The sequence below is a fragment of the Promicromonospora sp. Marseille-Q5078 genome, from assembly GCF_050315395.1.
In the GTDB taxonomy this organism is placed as follows: Bacteria; Actinomycetota; Actinomycetes; order Actinomycetales; family Cellulomonadaceae; genus Isoptericola.
Genome location: NZ_JBNPQG010000001.1, coordinates 1,763,477 through 1,778,078, shown reverse-complemented (window position 1 = coordinate 1,778,078; position 14,602 = coordinate 1,763,477). Strand labels below are relative to the sequence as shown.

Below are 14,602 nucleotides of genomic sequence, written 5' to 3'. Positions count from 1 at the left end.
GTCAGTCGAGCAGGCGGCGGCGGACCCGGTCGAGCTCTGGGTCCGTCAGGCCGTGCGCGCGCAGGAAGCCCGGGACGTCCACGCCGTCGAGGAACGCCTCGAGCGCGCCGGCGACGTCGTCGCACCAGGCCGCGAGCTCCTCGGGCCCCCGGTGCGGCTCGTCCCACCCGGGCTCGACGGCGGCGCGCGCGTTGTTCGCGCGCACGGCCAGCAGGTAGTCCTCGACGATCGCGCGCCGGGGCACGTCGGCCAGCGTCAGCAGGAGGGCGGTGACCATGCCGGTCCGGTCGCGCCCGCCGGCGCAGTGGTAGACGACGGCGCCCGCGGGCGCCGCGGAGAAGGCGCGGAAGACGGCGGCGACGAGGTGCGGTCAGGTCTCGAGCACCGTCGGGTAGTAGCGCGGGGTGTCGAGGTGCGGGCCCCAGGCCCGCATGAACTCCTCGTCGTCGGGGTCCTCGACCGGGCACGCGTGCCGCGTCACGGACGCCGGCAGCCCGAGGGGCCCGACCTCCGCGGCGTTGCGCAGGTCGACCACGGTGCGGACGCCGGCGGCGGGGGTGGTTCCGGTCGGGGCGGTCACGCGGGCCAGGCAACCACACGCCGGCGGTGCGTACTAGGCTCGACACGGATCACGGGCACGACTCTGGCCCGTCGGCGCGACCCGGACTGTGGGCCGCGGTTCCACCGGCGCGAGATGGCGCGCCGTCCTGGACCTTCGACGCCCCTGCCCCGCGACACCCCTGGAGCCCCCGCGTGCCCCGCCGCACCCCCATCACCGTGCCCCTCGCCGTCCTGACCGCCCTGTCCCTTGCCGCCCTCGCGGGCTGCGCGCAGGGCTCCGAGGCCGACGCCGCGGCCTCCCCCGCCGCGTCGGGAGGGGCGGACGCCTCGGGCACGTCCTATCCCCTGACGCTCGACAACTGCGGCGTCGAGACGACCCTCGACGCCGCGCCGCAGCGCGTCGTGACGATCAAGTCGAGCACCACCGAGATGCTGCTCGCCCTCGGCCTCGGCGACCGCATCGTCGGCTCGGCGTTCCTCGACGGCCCGGTGCCCGACTCGCTGGCCGACGCCGCCGCCGACGCGCCCGCCGTCGCCGAGCCCATGGCCGAGCAGGTGCCCGGCGCCGAGGCCGTCCTCGGGCTGGAGCCCGACCTCGTGTACGCGGGCTGGGAGTCCAACCTCACCGCCGACGGCGCGGGCGACCGCGGCACCCTGGCGAAGCTCGGCGTCGCGACGTACGTCTCCCCCGCCGCCTGCAAGGCGCCCGCGTCCATGCCCGACCCGCTGACGTTCGACGACGTCTTCGCGGAGATCGCCGAGGTGGGCGAGATCTTCGACGCCTCGGACGCCGCGGCCGACCTCGTCGCCGACCAGCGCGACACCCTCGCCTCGGTCGCGCCCGACGACCGCGGGCTCACCGCCCTCTGGTACTCCTCCGGCGACGACATCCCGTACGTCGGCGCCGGCATCGGCGCGCCGCAGATGATCCTGGACGCCGTCGGCCTGGAGAACGTCGCGGGCGACGTGCACGACACCTGGACGTCGTTCTCCTGGGAGCAGGCCATCGAGGCCGACCCGGACGTCATCGTGCTGGTCGACGCCACCTGGAACAGCGCGGAGCAGAAGATCGAGCGGCTCGAGTCCAACCCCGCCACCGCCCGCATGACGGCCGTGCGCGAGGGCCGCTACCTCACCGTGCCGTTCCCCGCGTCGGAGGCCGGCGTGCGCAACGTCGACGCCGTCGTCTCCCTCGCCGCGCAGCTCGACGACCTGGAAGGGCTCGACCGATGACCACGGCGGTCGAGTCGCACCCGTCGGCCGGGCCGCACCCGTCGGTCGAGCCGCACCCGTCGGTCGAGCCTGACGGGACCACCGCCCGCCGCGGCGCGGCCTGGTGGCTGCCCGCGTCGGTGGTCGTGCTCGTCGCGACCGTCCTCGTGACCGTGACGATCGGCCCGGCCGACCTGTCCGTCGCGGACGTGTGGCGCTCGATCGCGACGCACGTCGGCCTCGGCGGCGCGCTCGGCCTCGCCCCCCTCGACGCGCTGCCCGACGGCATGGTGTGGGAGCTGCGGCTGCCGCGCGTGCTCACCGCGGCCGCCGTCGGCGCCGGCCTCGCGGTCTGCGGGGTCGTCATGCAGTCCCTCACGCGCAACCCGCTGGCCGACCCCTACCTGCTGGGCCTGTCGTCGGGGGCGTCGCTCGGCGCGGTGCTCGTGCTCGTCGCCGAGCTCACCGTGCTGCTGCCGGTCGCGGCGTTCGGCGGCGCGGTCGCGGCCCTCGCGGCCGCGCTCGGGCTCGCCGGCGCGATCGGCACGATCACGCCCACCCGCACGGTGCTGGCCGGCCTCGCCGTGAGCCAGCTCGCGGCCGCCGCGACCAGCTTCGTCATCTTCTGGTCGGCCACCGGCGACTCGTACCGCGAGATCCTCTCGTGGCTGATGGGGTCGGTCGCCGGGGCGACCTGGACGTCCGTCGCGATCACCGGCGTGGCCGTCCTCGTGCTCGGCACCCTGCTCGCCTCGACCGGCTCGATCCTCGACGCCTTCACGTTCGGCGACACGGCGGCCGCCGCGCTCGGCGTCCCCGTGGCGCGCGTGCGCTGGCTGCTGCTCGTGGGCGTCGCGCTGCTCACCGGCGCCCTGGTCTCCCAGTCCGGCTCGATCGGCTTCGTCGGCCTGATCCTGCCGCACGCGGTGCGGCTCCTCACGGGGGCCCGGCACCGGCTGCTGCTGCCGCTGTCCGCGCTGTGCGGCGCGTCGTTCCTCGTCTGGGCGGACACCCTGGCCCGCACCGTCTTCGCGCCCCGCGAGGTGCCCGTCGGCATCGTCACCGCGGCGATCGGCGCGCCCGTGTTCGCCCTCCTGCTCTGGCGCGGACGGAGGATCGCATGACGGCGCACCCGTCGGTCGAGCGCGCCCCCGCGCCGGTCGAGGCTGTCGAGACCACCAGCCAGGCCTCGGACCCGGCCGGCGGCGACGGCCTCGACGCCGCCCGCATCTCGTGGTCGGCGCAGGGACGCCTGATCCTCGACGGGGTCGACGTCACCGCGCCTGCCGGCGCCGTGAGCGGCCTGCTGGGCCCCAACGGCTCGGGCAAGTCGACCCTGCTGCGCGTGCTCGCGGGGGTGCAGCCGCCGTCCACGGGCCCGGCCCGCCCGGCCGGCACGACCGGCCCTGCCCGCGTGGTGTTCGCCGGGACGGACCTGCTCGCCCTGCCGCGCCGCCGCCGCGCGCGCACGCTCGCGTTCGTCGAGCAGGAGGCGTCGACCGACCTCCCGGTCACCGTGCTCGACGCCGTGCTGCTCGGCCGCATCCCGCACCGCTCGCTGCTCGCCGGGGACTCGCACGACGACCGCGCGGCCGCCCGCCGGGCGCTCGCGACCGTCGGCGTGGCGGACCTCGCCGACCGTGAGGTGACGACCCTCTCCGGCGGGGAGCGCCAGCGGGTGCACATGGCGCGCGCCCTGGCGCAGGAGCCCGCGCTGATCCTGCTGGACGAGCCCACCAACCACCTCGACATCGCCGCCCAGCTGGATGCGCTGCGCGTGCTGCGCGACCTCGCCGGCCGCGGCGTCACCGTGCTCGCCGCCCTGCACGACCTGCAGCTCGCCGCCCAGCACTGCGACCACGTCGTGCTGCTGTCCGACGGGCGCGTCGTGGCCGCCGGCGACGTGCGCGACGTCCTCGTGCCCGACGTGCTCGACCCCGTCTACGGCGTCCGCACCGAGGTGCTCACGCACCCGCGCACCGGCCGCCCGGTGCTGACGTTCGCCCCGCGGGGCTGAGCCGCTACCGGCGCCCCAGCTCGATCGCCGGGCAGCGGTCCATGACCATGTCGAGGCCGGCGGCACGCACGCGCGCGGCGGCGTCCTCGTCGATCACGCCGAGCTGGAACCACACTGCCCTGGCGCCGATGGCGATCGCCTCGTCGGCGACGGCGCCCGCGAGCTCAGACCGGACGAACACGTCGACGACGTCGACCGGGAACGGGATCTCCGCGAGGGACGCGTAGCCCTGCTCGCCGTGCACGGCCTCGGCGCTCGGGTGCACGGGCACGACCCGCTTCCCCACGCGCTGCAGGGTGCGCCCGACGCCGTACGCGGCGCGCTCGGTGTTCGTGGACAGCCCGACGACGGCCCACGTCCTCGTGCCGTCGAGGACGCGGTCGATCGTGGCGGTCGCGTCGGTGCCCGTGGTCCCCGTGCCGGTGTCGTCGTCCGTGGTCATGTCGTGCGCAACCACCGCGTCGAGCGGCCTGTTCCAGTCCCGCGGGTCCCTGATCCTCATGCGTGCCCCCTCGTCGTCGAACCGCCCTCCGATCGCCCCATCCAACCAGCGGGGCGGCTCCGGGCGCAGCAGGATGGTCGGCATGCCGATGCCTGCCGCCGCCGTCAAGGCCACCCGACGCTTCAACCCCTACGCCCTGAAGGTGTCCTCCCGCGTGCCGCCGTGGGCCACCCTGCACCACGTCGGGCGCAAGAGCGGGCGCGAGTACCGCAACCCGGTGGTCGCCTTCGCGGCGCGCGCCCCGATCGCCCCGGTCGCCCGCCCCGGCGCCCCGGTGGAGATCGCCGCGCAGCGCGACATCCTGGTCCTCACCCCGCTGCCCTGGGGGCCCGACGTCGACTGGTGCCGCAACGTACGCGCCGCGGGGTCGTTCACGCTCACCCGCAAGGGCGTGGACTACCGCGTCGACGGGCTGCGCGTCGTCGACGCCGAGGAGGCGCGCGGGCTGCTCAGCGGGTTCGTCGGCGCCGCGTCGAAGCTGGTGGGCATCGACCAGTTCCTCGTCGGCCGGCTGCGCCGGGCGTCCCGCGGCGCCTGAGCCACCGGCGCTCTCCACGCGTCGGCTCGCCGGGGTCGGGTCAGGCCGGCTCAGCGGCCGGTGCGAGCGTGGCCGCCAGAACCTGCCACCCCTCCTCGGCACGCACCCAGAGGCGCGTGTAGATCAACCGCGCGGACACCGCGGTGCCGCCCTGGATCGCATCCACCGCCGCGACCAGCCTGGTCACTCCGCTCATGGCGTCCTCCTGGACGTCCAGCGACTCCTCCTCCAGGCGGGTGATCTGCAGCAGACCCGAGCGGTAGCTCTCCAGGTCGTCGTCCTTGGAGAACACGGACCCGTCGGGTCCGGCGCCGACGCAACGGGGATGCAGCAGCGCCTCCAGCGCGTGGACGTCGCCGGCGCGCTGGGCGGCCTGGAGCGCGTGCTCTGCAGCAAGAAGACTCATCGCCCGAGTCTAGGGACCGGGACCTGTCCCGGGGCGCGCGGACGGCGCTTCCCGGACCGGCGGCCGGGTCAGCCCGACCGCGCGACCCGCCAGGCCCACGCGACGAGGGGCACCTGCAGGGGCAGGCGCCCCCACGCGATAGCGGGGTTCCGCGCCCAGGACCGCGCACCGGGGTGCGAGTCGAGGGCCATCTTCACGTTGCCGGGGAACACCGCCACGAACAGCCCCGCCGCGGCCAGGCCGCCCGCGCGGCGCGTGCTCGGCACGGCGACCGCCGCGGCGCACGCGAGCTCGGCGACGCCGCTCCCGTAGACCCACGCCCGGGACGATCCGAGGGCACGAGGGATCAGCCCCTCGAAGACCTCGGGGCGGGCCAGGTGCACGACCCCGGCCGCGCCCAGCAGACCCGCGAGGGCACCGGCAGTGAGGTGCTGACGACGACGCATGCGGCGAGGCTATCGGCTCCTCCCGCGTCGGCGCCGACCAGGGCGGCTCGGCGCGCCCGAGCGTCGCAGTCCGTCGCCTTCCCGGTCCGGGATGACGACGACGTACGACGCTCGCGCAGGAAGGCGCCGGTGGCGGCGAGGCACAATGACGTTATGACCGCACAGCTCTGGATCACCGGCGACCCCGAGACCGACACGCTGCTGAGCGACGACATGTTCGCCCTCCTGGTCGGCATGCTGCTCGACCAGCAGTACCCGATGGAGCACGCGTTCGCGGGGCCGCGCAAGATCCGCGAGCGGCTGGGCAGCATCGACCCGCACGCGGTGGCGGACGCGGACCCGGACGAGTTCGTGACGCTGGCGACCACGCCCCCCGCGATCCACCGGTACGGACGGTCGATGGCGGGACGCGTGCAGGCCCTCGCCCGCGCGGTCGTGGACGACTACGACGGCGACGTCGCGAAGATCTGGACCACGCCCGGCGCGGAGGGCCCGGCCACGGGCGCGGAGGTGCTCTCCCGGCTGCGCGCCCTGCCGGGGTTCGGGGAGCAGAAGGCCAAGATCTTCCTCGCCCTGCTCGGCAAGCAGCGGGGCATCCGGCCAACCGGGTGGCAGGAGGCCGCCGGGCACTACGGCGACGAGGGCTCGCGCCGCTCGATCGCGGACGTCACGAGCGCGGAGTCGCTCGTCGAGGTGCGGGCGTTCAAGAAGGCGCAGAAGGCCGCCGCGAAGGCGGCGAAGTCGGGCTGACGCCCCGGCGCTCGGCGTCGAGGGCTCACCAGTGGCGCCTGCCGAGAGCGCGACGGCCCTCCGCGCGGTGCGTTTGTCACACGGGTGCGGGGTCGGGCTCGGCGCCGTCGCCGCCGCCCGTCGCCTCCGGTGACCAACCCGCCGCACGCAGGCGTTCGAGCGCCCGGTCGACGGGCAGCCCGTGCCGGGTGCCGCGGTGCCCGACCGTCGTCGTGGCGGTGAAGACCGACGCCAGCAGCGCCTCCTCCACCGCGTCCATGACCGCCCGGAACAGGGGGTCGAGCGCGCCGTCGGGCACGAGGCCGGCGCCCGGGTCTGCCGTCGTGAACGCGATCGCGTAGTCGCCGCTGCCCTGGGCGAAGTCGGAGCCCACGCGCGCCATCGCGAACACCGCCCGCCGCGCCACGCGCTCCAGCCGGCGCGCGTCGAGCGGGACGTCCGTGGCGACGACGATCATGCACGAGTTGCCGTCGGTCGCCTCGCCCTCGCCGGTGCCGCCGGGTTCGGCGAGGTCGGCGAGCAGCTCGGCCGCGGGCAGCGGCACGCCCCGCACGGTGAGCGTGCCGGAGAAGTTCGACTGCACCAGCGCGCCGACGGTGCGCGTCTCGCCCGCCACCTCGACCCGACGCGACGACGTGCCGATGCCGCCCTTGTAGCCCAGCGCGGAGGTGCCCGCCCCGGCGCCGACGCACCCCTGCGCCACGGGGCCCGACGCCGCGCCGTCGAGTGCGGCGAGCACGTGCGCCTCGGTGATCGGCCGGGCGCGGATGTCCGAGAGGAACCCGTCGTTGGTCTCCCCGACCACCGGGTTGAGCGTCCGCACCTCCTCGTGCCCCGGCTGCGCCAGCACGTGCGTCACGAGCGCGTCGGCGGCGCGGAAGGCCGACAGGGTCGCGGTGAGGACGACCGGCGTCTCGAGCTCCCCGAGCTGCTCGAGCTGCGTCGCGCCCACGAGCTTGCCGAAGCCGTTGCCGACGAACAGCCCGCACGGCAGCGAGCGCCGCTGCCCCGGCCCGGCGCCCAGCGCGTCGGGGACGACGGCGGTGACCCCCGTGTGCAGGCGCGCGCCCTCGTGCATCGTCGTGTGGCCGACGCGCACGCCCGGGACGTCGGTGAGCGCGTTCGCCGCGCCCGTGGGCAGGTCGCCGACGACGACGCCGAGCTCACGCGGCGTGGCCCGGGCAGTCACGACCGTGCCTCCTCGGAGCCGGCCCCGGAGCCGGCCGGCACGAGCCGCGCGGGGTGCACATCGCGCCAGGTGCGGGTGCCGTCGACGAGGTCCTGCACGTGCTCGCGGAACCGCGGGCACGTCGCGATGTCGTGCGCGCGGCACGACAGCGCGTGCTCCGTCATGTGCCGGGAGCGCTCGATCTCCGCCTGCCGGCGGTCCAGCTCCGCGAGGTGGGCCGCGAGCACGCGGTGCCGCTCGGCGGCGCCGGTCTCGTGGCCCCCGGCGTCGAGCAGCACCTGGATCTGCTCGAGGCTCATGCCCGCCACCTTGGAGCTGAGGATCGTCGCGACGCGCACCACGTCGTCCGACCCGTAGCGGCGGCGGCCGGCCCCGTCGCGCGCCGGCGCCAGGAGCCCGACGTCCTCCCAGTAGCGCAGCACGTGCGTCTCCAGGCCGAACCGCTCGGCGAGCTCGCCCACGCTCCAGGTCCGTTCCACCACCCCGCTTGACTTCATGTCGACATGAAGTCACACCCTGGGTGCGGACCGCAACCCCTGTGAGGAGACCCCCATGCTTGACGCGATCATCGTCGGCGCCGGCCCGGCCGGCCTGTCGGCCGCGCTGATGCTCGGCCGCACCCACCGCGACGTCGTCGTGCTCGACTCCGGCACCTACCGGAACGACCCGACCGACGCGATGCACAACGTGCTCGGCTTCGACGGCGCCGCCCCCGCGGACTTCCGTGCCGCGGCGCACCGCACCCTGGCCGCGTACGACACCGTGGAGCTGCGCCGCGCGGCGGCGCACGAGGTCGCGCCGCTCGACCCCGGCTCGCCGTCCGACGGGTTCGTCGTGCGGACCGACGACGGCGACCTCACCGCCCGGCGCCTGCTGCTCGCCACCGGCGTGCGCGACGAGCTCCCCGCGACGCCCGGGCTGTCCCCGCTGTTCGGCACCGTCGCGGCGCACTGCCCGTACTGCCACGGCCACGAGTTCACCGGCACGCCGGTGGCGATCCTCGGCGCCGGCCCGCACGCCCCGCGCGTGGCGGGCCTCATGGCGCGGATCGCGAGCCGGATCGTCGTCCTGGCCGACGGCGCGGACGTCGACCCGCAGGTCCGCGCGGCCCTGGACGCCCAAGGCGTGGCGGTTCGGCCCGAGAGGGTGCAGCGCCTCGAGCCCGCGGACCTGGCCGACGGCCGCCCGGGCGCCCGGGCGGTGCTCGGCGACGGCGACCCGGAGACGCTCGGCGGGATCATGGTCGCGCCGACGATGCACCAGGCCGCGCCGTTCGCCGACCAGCTCGGTCTGGAGCTGCGGGAGTCGGGCTGCGTGGCCGTCGACGCCATGGCGCGCACCAGCCTGCCCGGCGTCCTCGCGGCCGGCGACCTCGCGCACACGGCCGACTTCCCGATGCCGATGAGCTCGGTGACCGCGGCCATGGCCGCGGGGCAGCTCGCGGCCGCCTCGATCGACGGCGACCTGCTCGGCCTCGGGCGCTGACCCGCGCGGAGCGCGGTGGACGACGGGCAGGATGGCGGCCATGACCCGCCACCTGTTCGTCGTCGCGCACCCCCACGCCGAGCACACCGCCCGCGACCTCGTCGGCGGGTGGTACGACTCCCGGCTCACCGACCGGGGCCGCGCGGACGCGCACCGCGTCGCGGCCGAGCTCCACCGCCGGCTCGCCCGGCGCGAGGACGCGAGCCGCCCCGTGCGGGTCACGACCTCCGACCTCGCCCGCGCCGCCGAGACCGCGGACGTGGTGGGCGAGGCGCTCGGCGCCGGCGTGACGCGCGACCCGCGACTGCGCGAGATCAGCTTCGGCGTCGCGGAGGGGCGCCCGAACGCCTGGCTGGCCGCGCGGCACGTCACCGCCCCCGACGACGACCGCCTCGATCACCGCGGCCCGGTGCCCGGGGCGGAGTCGCGGCGCGAGGTCGCCTCCCGGGTGGGCGGCTGCGTCGGCGAGCTGATGGCCGACGAGGCGCACGACCACGTGGTCGTGACGCACGGGTCCGCCCACACGTTCGTCGTCACGACCTGGCTGCGCCTCCCCGTCGAGGCCGTCGGGTTCGCCACGTTCGCCACGTCGCCGGGCGCGATCACGCACCTCGTGCACGACGACCGCTGGCGCAACCGCACCCTGGCCGCCCTGGCCGACACCGCCCACCTGAGTCGGTAGCCGGGGACGCGCACGGGGCAGGATGGGTCCGTGAGCACCGACAGCCCGGCCCGCCCGTACCACCACGGCCACCTGCGGGGTGCGCTGCTGGACGCCGCGCGGGCCACGATCGACGAGCAGGGGCCCGCCGGGGTGAGCCTGCGCGACCTGGCCCGCCGCGCAGGCGTGTCGCACGCCGCTCCGACCCACCACTTCGGGGACAAGCGCGGGCTCATGACCGCGCTGGCGGCGGAAGGCTTCCGCGCACTGGCGGATCGGCTGGCCGACGCCCCCGCCGACGACATGGTCGGCCTGGGGCTCGCGTACGTCGAGGTCGCGACCTCCCGGCGCGCGGACTTCGCCGTGATGTTCCGGCCCGACCTGCTCGACGCCGACGACACCGCGCTGCGCGCCGCGCAGCAGGCGGCCTGGGACGCGCTGCTGTCGGGCGTCGCGGCGCTCCCGCCGTCGGCCCGGCCCGGCGGCGACCTGCTCGCGGCGCGCTCGGCCTGGTCGTTCGCCCACGGCTTCGCGACGCTCTGGAACGCCGGGGCGATGCCGCACGACGGCGGCTCGGCGACCGACGTGGCGGGCCCGATGCTGCGACAGCACTTCGGCTGACCCCCGAGACCCCTATCTTGTCACCGTCAAGTTCGCGTGGGACGATGAACTTGTCACTGACTAGATCGGAGCCGTTGTGGAACCCTTGATCGCCCTCGTCCTCGTCACCGCCGCCGTCCTCGCCGCGGGCCGACGCCGGCCGGCGCCCGCCCGCCCGACCGTCGCCCTCCGCGCCGGGATCGCGGCCATGTTCATGCTCACGGGCGTCGCCCACTTCGTCGGCATGCGCGCCGAGCTCGTCGCGATGGTGCCCGACGCGCTCCCGGCGCCCGGGCTGCTCGTCACCGTGACCGGCGTGCTCGAGATCGCCGGCGCGCTCGCGATGGCGTCGGCGCGGTGGGCGCCGTACGCCGCGGCGGGCCTCTCGCTGCTGGTGGTGGCCATGTTCCCCGCCAACGTCCACCTCGCGCTCACCGGCACCGACCTGCCCTGGTGGGACCACCTGCTCCCCCGGACCCTGATGCAGCTCGTGTTCCTCGCCGCCACGACGAGCGTCGCGGTCGCGGGCCTCCGACGCCCGGGGCCCGAGCGGCACGGCGCCGCCCTCGCGCCGGCGCCTCGGCCCTGACGAGTCGTCGATCCGGGCCGCCCGGACCGCCCGATAGGCTCGCGCGCATGACCTCTGCGCAGCTCCTGCCGCTCGGCCCAGCCCCGCGTCCCACCTCGGGCGACGACCTCGCCGCCCGCCTGCGCGCCCTCGCCGCGCGGACCGCCGGGCCCGGGGCGACCGGGCTCGACCGGGCCGACGTCACGGCGGAGCTCGACGGCGCGGCCGTCACCTCGCTCGCCCTCGACCTCACGGGCGTGGCGTTCGGCGCCCAGCAGAAGGCCCCCGGCGTCTCGTGGGCGCCCGCCTCCGTGACGGCGCGCGAGGAGGGCACGGTGCGGCGGCTGCGCGTCGACGCCCACCCGCTCACCGCCGTCGACCTGCCCGTGGACGTCACGGCCGAGGCCGAGGGGCTCCGGTTCGCGTGGGTGGAGGGCTCGGACGGCCAGGTCGGGTTCGAGCCCGTCGAGCCCGACGACGCGCACCCCGTGAGCGGCCAGGCCCGGGTGGCGGTCTCCCGCGCCGGCCTGGTCGCGACCGTGCACGGCCTGCTCGCCGTGTCGCTGCAGTCGCAGGGGATCACCCTCAGCGACCTGGACGTGCAGGTCGACTCGCACGGCCCGCGCGCGGCCGGCCTGCGGATCGAGGCGAAGATCCGCAAGGGCTTCCTCTCGGCGGGCGTGTCCGCGACGGCGTCGGCGTCGGTCGACGCGGCCATGGTGCTCAGCGTCGGCGACGTGCGGATCTCCAGCGGCAACCCGCTGGTCGCCGCCATGCTCGGCGCCGTGCGCGGCCGCGTCGAGGCCGCCGCGCACCGGCGCGTCGACCTGGCCGCCGCGCTGCCGCCCGGGGTCCGCCTCACCGACGTGCGCCTCGACGTCGGTGAGGAGCTGGTGGTCAGCGCCCGCCTCGGCTGAGCCCCGCCCCGCACGGACCGGTGTCGGACGGCCGTGGCACATTCGTCGTGTGCCCGACCGCCCCGACGTCCCGCAAGAGCTCGTCGAGCGCCTCCGAGGCCTGCTCGGCTTCCCCGAGTGCGCCGAGGAGGACGCCTGGACGGGCGTGCGCTGGCGGGTGCGGCGGGCCACCGTCGCGCACGTCTTCGGCGGCGAGGACCAGCGGATCCGCGTCACCTTCCGGGCCGACCCGGAGGAGGTGCGGGCGTTCGAGCACCTCGGCGAGCCGTACTTCCGGGCCGGCTGGGGCGGCAACGTCGTGGGCGTGCTGCTCGACGGCCGCACCGACTGGGACGAGATGGCCGAGCTGCTCACCGACTCCTACTGCATCCAGGCGCCGCTGCGGCTGGCCGAGGCGGTCGGGCGGCCCGGGACGGGCCCCGTCAGAGCGTGACCGACGTGCCGACGAGCACCAGCTCGGACGAGTGCGAGCCGGCGGCGCCGACGTCGGCGGGCCGCGCGACGAACCCGGGCAGGTCCTCCAGCCCGCCGCCGGCGGCGACCACCCGCAGGTCGAGCGGCTGGCCCGCCGGCACGGTGACCTCGACGGCGAACCCGTCCGCGCCCGGGGCGTAGAAGCGGGTGTCGAGCGCCCCGCCGTCCACGGGCACCTCCCGCCCGGCCACGGTCGCGGACTCGACCCCGGCGGCGTTGAGCTGCACGTAGCGCAGGGCGCCCGCGGTGCCGATCGGCGCGCCCGCGCCGGGGCGCACCCGCAGGGTCAGGACGCGCGCGTCGCCGGCGGGGACGGCGTCGACCACGTCCACGACGGGCGCGGGCAGGTCGGCGGCCTCCGCGTCGCCCGCGTGCACCTCGTCGGCGAACATCGGGAACTGCTCGGACATGTCCGTCTCGGTGTCCACGTACTGCGCGGTCCAGTCGCTGGGCGTCGCCTCGTCGGACACCCAGTGCGCCGTCCCGGTGTCGGCGTCCAGCGCGTACGCGAGCCGCGTGGGCTCGGGGTGCTCGGCGTCGAACGGGTCGACGACGAAGCCCACGACCAGCGCCACGACCGCGACCGCGCCGCACGCGCCGACCAGCCCGAACGCGGTGCGCCGGCCGCGCGGCAGGAGCTCCGCGAGCACGGGCACGAGGGCGAGGCCGAGCAGGGCCGCCACGACCGCCGGGGCGGCGCCCGTCTCGAGGCCGAGCGCCGGGAAGAAGAGCAGCACCACCGGCACGATCACCACGACGCCCACCGCCGCGCCCAGGGTGACGGCCACCCGGCGCCCCACGACCCCGCGGACCGTGAGCGCCACCAGCCCGGCCGCCGCCCCCGCCAGCGCCGGCAGGGCCGCCAGGTAGGAGCCGCCCGGGGTGAGCGCGGCGAGCACCACGCCGAGGACGGCGAGCCAGCCGAGCGCCCCCACCGTGAGCGCCGGGCCGCCGATCTGCCGCCGCAGGGCGACGAACCAGGCGGTCAGGACGCCCGCGACGATGCCGAGCAGCGCCACGCGGAAGCCCCAGGGGCGCCAGGGGTCGATCAGCTCGTCGTAGCCGGGCCGCACCGCGACCATCACCCACCACAGCGCGATCGAGCCGACGACGGCCCCGACCAGCGGCACCAGCGCGGACGCGAACCCGATCGCGAGCCGGCCCGCCGACGTCCGCTCGCCGCGCACCTCCCCGCGACGCACCAGGACGACCGCGAGCGCAGCCACGGCGAGCAGCGCCGCCACGGCGAGCGGCCACACGAGCCAGCCGGGGTAGCGGGCGAGCACGCCCCCGGGGAGCGGGAAGTAGGTGGCGTCGAACGCCGACGGCCGCGCGAGCGCCGCGGCGTCGGCGTCCCCGAGCTCGCGCACCAGCGCGAGGGCGTTCGAGCCGTGGTGCTGCAGGCTCGCCAGGGACATCCGCTCGGGGGTGTCCTGCGGCGCGTGGTACGTGGCCGACCCGTCGATGTACGCCGAGTTGAGGCCGGTGAAGCGCCCGTCGGGGTCGTCGAGGAACGGCGAGAAGTCCGTGTCGTTCGGCAGGATGCGGTACACCTCGACGGCGAGGGAGCTGCCCACGGGGTACGGCACCGTCGCGTAGGCGTCGACGAGGGCGGAGTTGCCGTCGGACGTCTCGAACATGATCGCCGGGCCCGACGATCCGCGCGCCTCCACGTTGACCACGACGCCGCCGTTCGCCGCGCGCGGGTCCGCGTGCGCGAACGCCTCCGCCCCGCAGAGGCACGCCTCCTCCGCGTCGGTGAACACGAGCACGACGTCGTTGCGCAGCGGCTCGCCCTCGGCGAGCGCGCGGGCCGTCTCCAGCAGCGTCGCGACGCCGGCGCCGTCGTCGTTGGCGCCGTGCGACACCTCGGCGGAGTCGTAGTGCGCCATCAGGAACACCGGGCCGGTCGACGCCGTCCCGGGGATCGTCGCGACGACGTTGCGCACCCCGGCCACCCGTGACTGGTCGCCCAGGCGCCCGGACATGCCGACGCCGTCGGTGACCTCGGGGTCGAGGCCCAGGCCCTCGAGGTCGGCCACGATGCGGTCGCGCACGTCCGCGGCCGCCTCCGTGCCGTGCGGGTGCACCTCGGTGCCGATCGCCTCGACGGTGGCGAAGGCGCGCCCGGCGCTGAACTCGTCCGCGGGCGCGTCGGCCGTCGCCGGGGACGGCGGCAGGACCGACCAGACGGCGAGCGCGGCCAGGACGAGCAGGAGCAGGGAGCACGCGAGCGACGTCGCCCGCGACCGGGTCTGGGTCACGCGCGCACGCTA

General features: G+C 76.4%; 18 protein-coding genes and 1 pseudogene. 11 read left to right on the top strand and 8 right to left on the bottom strand.

The window, feature by feature from the left end; all coding sequences use genetic code 11:
- Position 1: 1 nt before the first annotated feature.
- A pseudogene (locus tag ACQFYA_RS08240) lies at positions 2-349 on the bottom strand (tyrosine-protein phosphatase); the annotation flags it as partial.
- A gap of 21 nt (positions 350-370) precedes the next feature.
- Positions 371-580 carry a hypothetical protein gene (locus ACQFYA_RS08235; protein WP_499122912.1) on the bottom strand — a complete coding sequence of 70 codons (210 nt, stop codon included), beginning with the start codon at positions 578-580 and terminating at the stop codon, positions 371-373.
- A gap of 173 nt (positions 581-753) precedes the next feature.
- Between ACQFYA_RS08235 and ACQFYA_RS08230 the strand changes: the two genes are divergently transcribed.
- The 3 genes from ACQFYA_RS08230 to ACQFYA_RS08220 are packed head-to-tail and all read left to right on the top strand — an operon-like array spanning position 754 to position 3,790.
- Positions 754-1,794, top strand: coding sequence for a putative F420-0 ABC transporter substrate-binding protein (locus ACQFYA_RS08230; protein WP_499122909.1), 1,041 nt, complete (start codon positions 754-756; stop codon positions 1,792-1,794).
- Positions 1,791-2,897 carry a putative F420-0 ABC transporter permease subunit gene (locus tag ACQFYA_RS08225; RefSeq protein WP_499122908.1) on the top strand — a complete coding sequence of 369 codons (1,107 nt, stop codon included), beginning with the start codon at positions 1,791-1,793 and terminating at the stop codon, positions 2,895-2,897. The genes ACQFYA_RS08230 and ACQFYA_RS08225 overlap by 4 nt, the downstream gene beginning before the upstream one ends.
- Entirely contained in the window at positions 2,894-3,790 is an 897-nt protein-coding gene (locus ACQFYA_RS08220; RefSeq protein WP_499122905.1) for a putative F420-0 ABC transporter ATP-binding protein, read from the top strand. The genes ACQFYA_RS08225 and ACQFYA_RS08220 overlap by 4 nt, the downstream gene beginning before the upstream one ends.
- A gap of 4 nt (positions 3,791-3,794) precedes the next feature.
- Here the strand turns inward: ACQFYA_RS08220 and ACQFYA_RS08215 are convergent, their stop codons facing one another.
- Complete coding sequence (locus ACQFYA_RS08215) at positions 3,795-4,292, bottom strand: CoA-binding protein (RefSeq protein WP_499122903.1); 498 nt, start codon at positions 4,290-4,292, stop codon at positions 3,795-3,797.
- 82 nt (positions 4,293-4,374) lie between these two features.
- Here ACQFYA_RS08215 and ACQFYA_RS08210 point away from each other — a divergent pair, with 82 nt between their 5' ends.
- A complete protein-coding gene (locus ACQFYA_RS08210; RefSeq protein WP_499122902.1) occupies positions 4,375-4,830 on the top strand; it encodes a PNPOx family protein in 456 nt (151 codons plus the stop codon).
- 40 nt (positions 4,831-4,870) lie between these two features.
- Here the strand turns inward: ACQFYA_RS08210 and ACQFYA_RS08205 are convergent, their stop codons facing one another.
- Entirely contained in the window at positions 4,871-5,236 is a 366-nt protein-coding gene (locus tag ACQFYA_RS08205) for a nuclear transport factor 2 family protein (RefSeq protein ID WP_499122901.1), read from the bottom strand.
- Positions 5,237-5,304: 68 nt separating this feature from the next.
- Positions 5,305-5,682 (bottom strand): DoxX family protein, encoded by a 378-nt coding sequence (locus tag ACQFYA_RS08200; protein WP_499122899.1) that lies wholly within the window; start codon positions 5,680-5,682, stop codon positions 5,305-5,307.
- Between the two features lie 153 nt (positions 5,683-5,835).
- On the opposite strand from ACQFYA_RS08200, the gene ACQFYA_RS08195 reads away from it, so the two are divergent.
- Positions 5,836-6,432 carry an HhH-GPD-type base excision DNA repair protein gene (locus ACQFYA_RS08195; protein WP_499122898.1) on the top strand — a complete coding sequence of 199 codons (597 nt, stop codon included), beginning with the start codon at positions 5,836-5,838 and terminating at the stop codon, positions 6,430-6,432.
- Between the two features lie 76 nt (positions 6,433-6,508).
- Here the strand turns inward: ACQFYA_RS08195 and ACQFYA_RS08190 are convergent, their stop codons facing one another.
- Complete coding sequence (locus tag ACQFYA_RS08190) at positions 6,509-7,621, bottom strand: P1 family peptidase (protein WP_499122895.1); 1,113 nt, start codon at positions 7,619-7,621, stop codon at positions 6,509-6,511.
- Positions 7,618-8,118, bottom strand: coding sequence for a MerR family transcriptional regulator (locus tag ACQFYA_RS08185; protein WP_499122894.1), 501 nt, complete (start codon positions 8,116-8,118; stop codon positions 7,618-7,620). The genes ACQFYA_RS08190 and ACQFYA_RS08185 overlap by 4 nt, the downstream gene beginning before the upstream one ends.
- 55 nt (positions 8,119-8,173) lie before the next feature.
- On the opposite strand from ACQFYA_RS08185, the gene ACQFYA_RS08180 reads away from it, so the two are divergent.
- From ACQFYA_RS08180 to ACQFYA_RS08155, 6 genes are all read left to right on the top strand, one after another.
- Positions 8,174-9,106 carry an NAD(P)/FAD-dependent oxidoreductase gene (locus ACQFYA_RS08180; RefSeq protein ID WP_499122892.1) on the top strand — a complete coding sequence of 311 codons (933 nt, stop codon included), beginning with the start codon at positions 8,174-8,176 and terminating at the stop codon, positions 9,104-9,106.
- Between the two features lie 40 nt (positions 9,107-9,146).
- On the top strand, positions 9,147-9,788 hold the full coding sequence (locus ACQFYA_RS08175; RefSeq protein ID WP_499122891.1) for a histidine phosphatase family protein: 642 nt from the start codon (positions 9,147-9,149) through the stop codon (positions 9,786-9,788).
- A 30-nt stretch (positions 9,789-9,818) separates the two neighbouring features.
- Complete coding sequence (locus ACQFYA_RS08170) at positions 9,819-10,388, top strand: TetR/AcrR family transcriptional regulator (protein WP_499122889.1); 570 nt, start codon at positions 9,819-9,821, stop codon at positions 10,386-10,388.
- 76 nt (positions 10,389-10,464) lie between these two features.
- The gene (locus ACQFYA_RS08165; RefSeq protein ID WP_499122887.1) at positions 10,465-10,956 is read left to right on the top strand and encodes a DoxX family protein; all 492 of its coding nucleotides are present in this window, start codon (positions 10,465-10,467) and stop codon (positions 10,954-10,956) included.
- A 47-nt stretch (positions 10,957-11,003) separates the two neighbouring features.
- Positions 11,004-11,852 carry a hypothetical protein gene (locus tag ACQFYA_RS08160; RefSeq protein ID WP_499122886.1) on the top strand — a complete coding sequence of 283 codons (849 nt, stop codon included), beginning with the start codon at positions 11,004-11,006 and terminating at the stop codon, positions 11,850-11,852.
- A 49-nt stretch (positions 11,853-11,901) separates the two neighbouring features.
- Positions 11,902-12,285 (top strand): MmcQ/YjbR family DNA-binding protein, encoded by a 384-nt coding sequence (locus tag ACQFYA_RS08155; protein WP_499122883.1) that lies wholly within the window; start codon positions 11,902-11,904, stop codon positions 12,283-12,285.
- On the opposite strand, the gene ACQFYA_RS08150 is transcribed toward ACQFYA_RS08155, so the two are convergent.
- The gene (locus tag ACQFYA_RS08150; protein ID WP_499122881.1) at positions 12,275-14,590 is read right to left on the bottom strand and encodes a M28 family peptidase; all 2,316 of its coding nucleotides are present in this window, start codon (positions 14,588-14,590) and stop codon (positions 12,275-12,277) included. The genes ACQFYA_RS08155 and ACQFYA_RS08150 overlap by 11 nt on opposite strands.
- Positions 14,591-14,602 lie beyond the last annotated feature (12 nt).

Bases quoted from the DNA above. Each gene is read 5' to 3' on its own strand.
- ACQFYA_RS08210 (WP_499122902.1), top strand. From the start codon at position 4,375: ATGCCGATGCCTGCCGCCGCCGTCAAGGCCACCCGACGCTTCAACCCC.
- ACQFYA_RS08175 (WP_499122891.1), top strand. From the start codon at position 9,147: ATGACCCGCCACCTGTTCGTCGTCGCGCACCCCCACGCCGAGCACACC.
- ACQFYA_RS08195 (WP_499122898.1), top strand. From the start codon at position 5,836: ATGACCGCACAGCTCTGGATCACCGGCGACCCCGAGACCGACACGCTG.
- ACQFYA_RS08160 (WP_499122886.1), top strand. From the start codon at position 11,004: ATGACCTCTGCGCAGCTCCTGCCGCTCGGCCCAGCCCCGCGTCCCACC.
- ACQFYA_RS08185 (WP_499122894.1), bottom strand. From the start codon at position 8,118: ATGAAGTCAAGCGGGGTGGTGGAACGGACCTGGAGCGTGGGCGAGCTC.
- ACQFYA_RS08215 (WP_499122903.1), bottom strand. From the start codon at position 4,292: ATGAGGATCAGGGACCCGCGGGACTGGAACAGGCCGCTCGACGCGGTG.
- ACQFYA_RS08200 (WP_499122899.1), bottom strand. From the start codon at position 5,682: ATGCGTCGTCGTCAGCACCTCACTGCCGGTGCCCTCGCGGGTCTGCTG.
- ACQFYA_RS08180 (WP_499122892.1), top strand. From the start codon at position 8,174: ATGCTTGACGCGATCATCGTCGGCGCCGGCCCGGCCGGCCTGTCGGCC.
- ACQFYA_RS08225 (WP_499122908.1), top strand. From the start codon at position 1,791: ATGACCACGGCGGTCGAGTCGCACCCGTCGGCCGGGCCGCACCCGTCG.
- ACQFYA_RS08205 (WP_499122901.1), bottom strand. From the start codon at position 5,236: ATGAGTCTTCTTGCTGCAGAGCACGCGCTCCAGGCCGCCCAGCGCGCC.
- ACQFYA_RS08220 (WP_499122905.1), top strand. From the start codon at position 2,894: ATGACGGCGCACCCGTCGGTCGAGCGCGCCCCCGCGCCGGTCGAGGCT.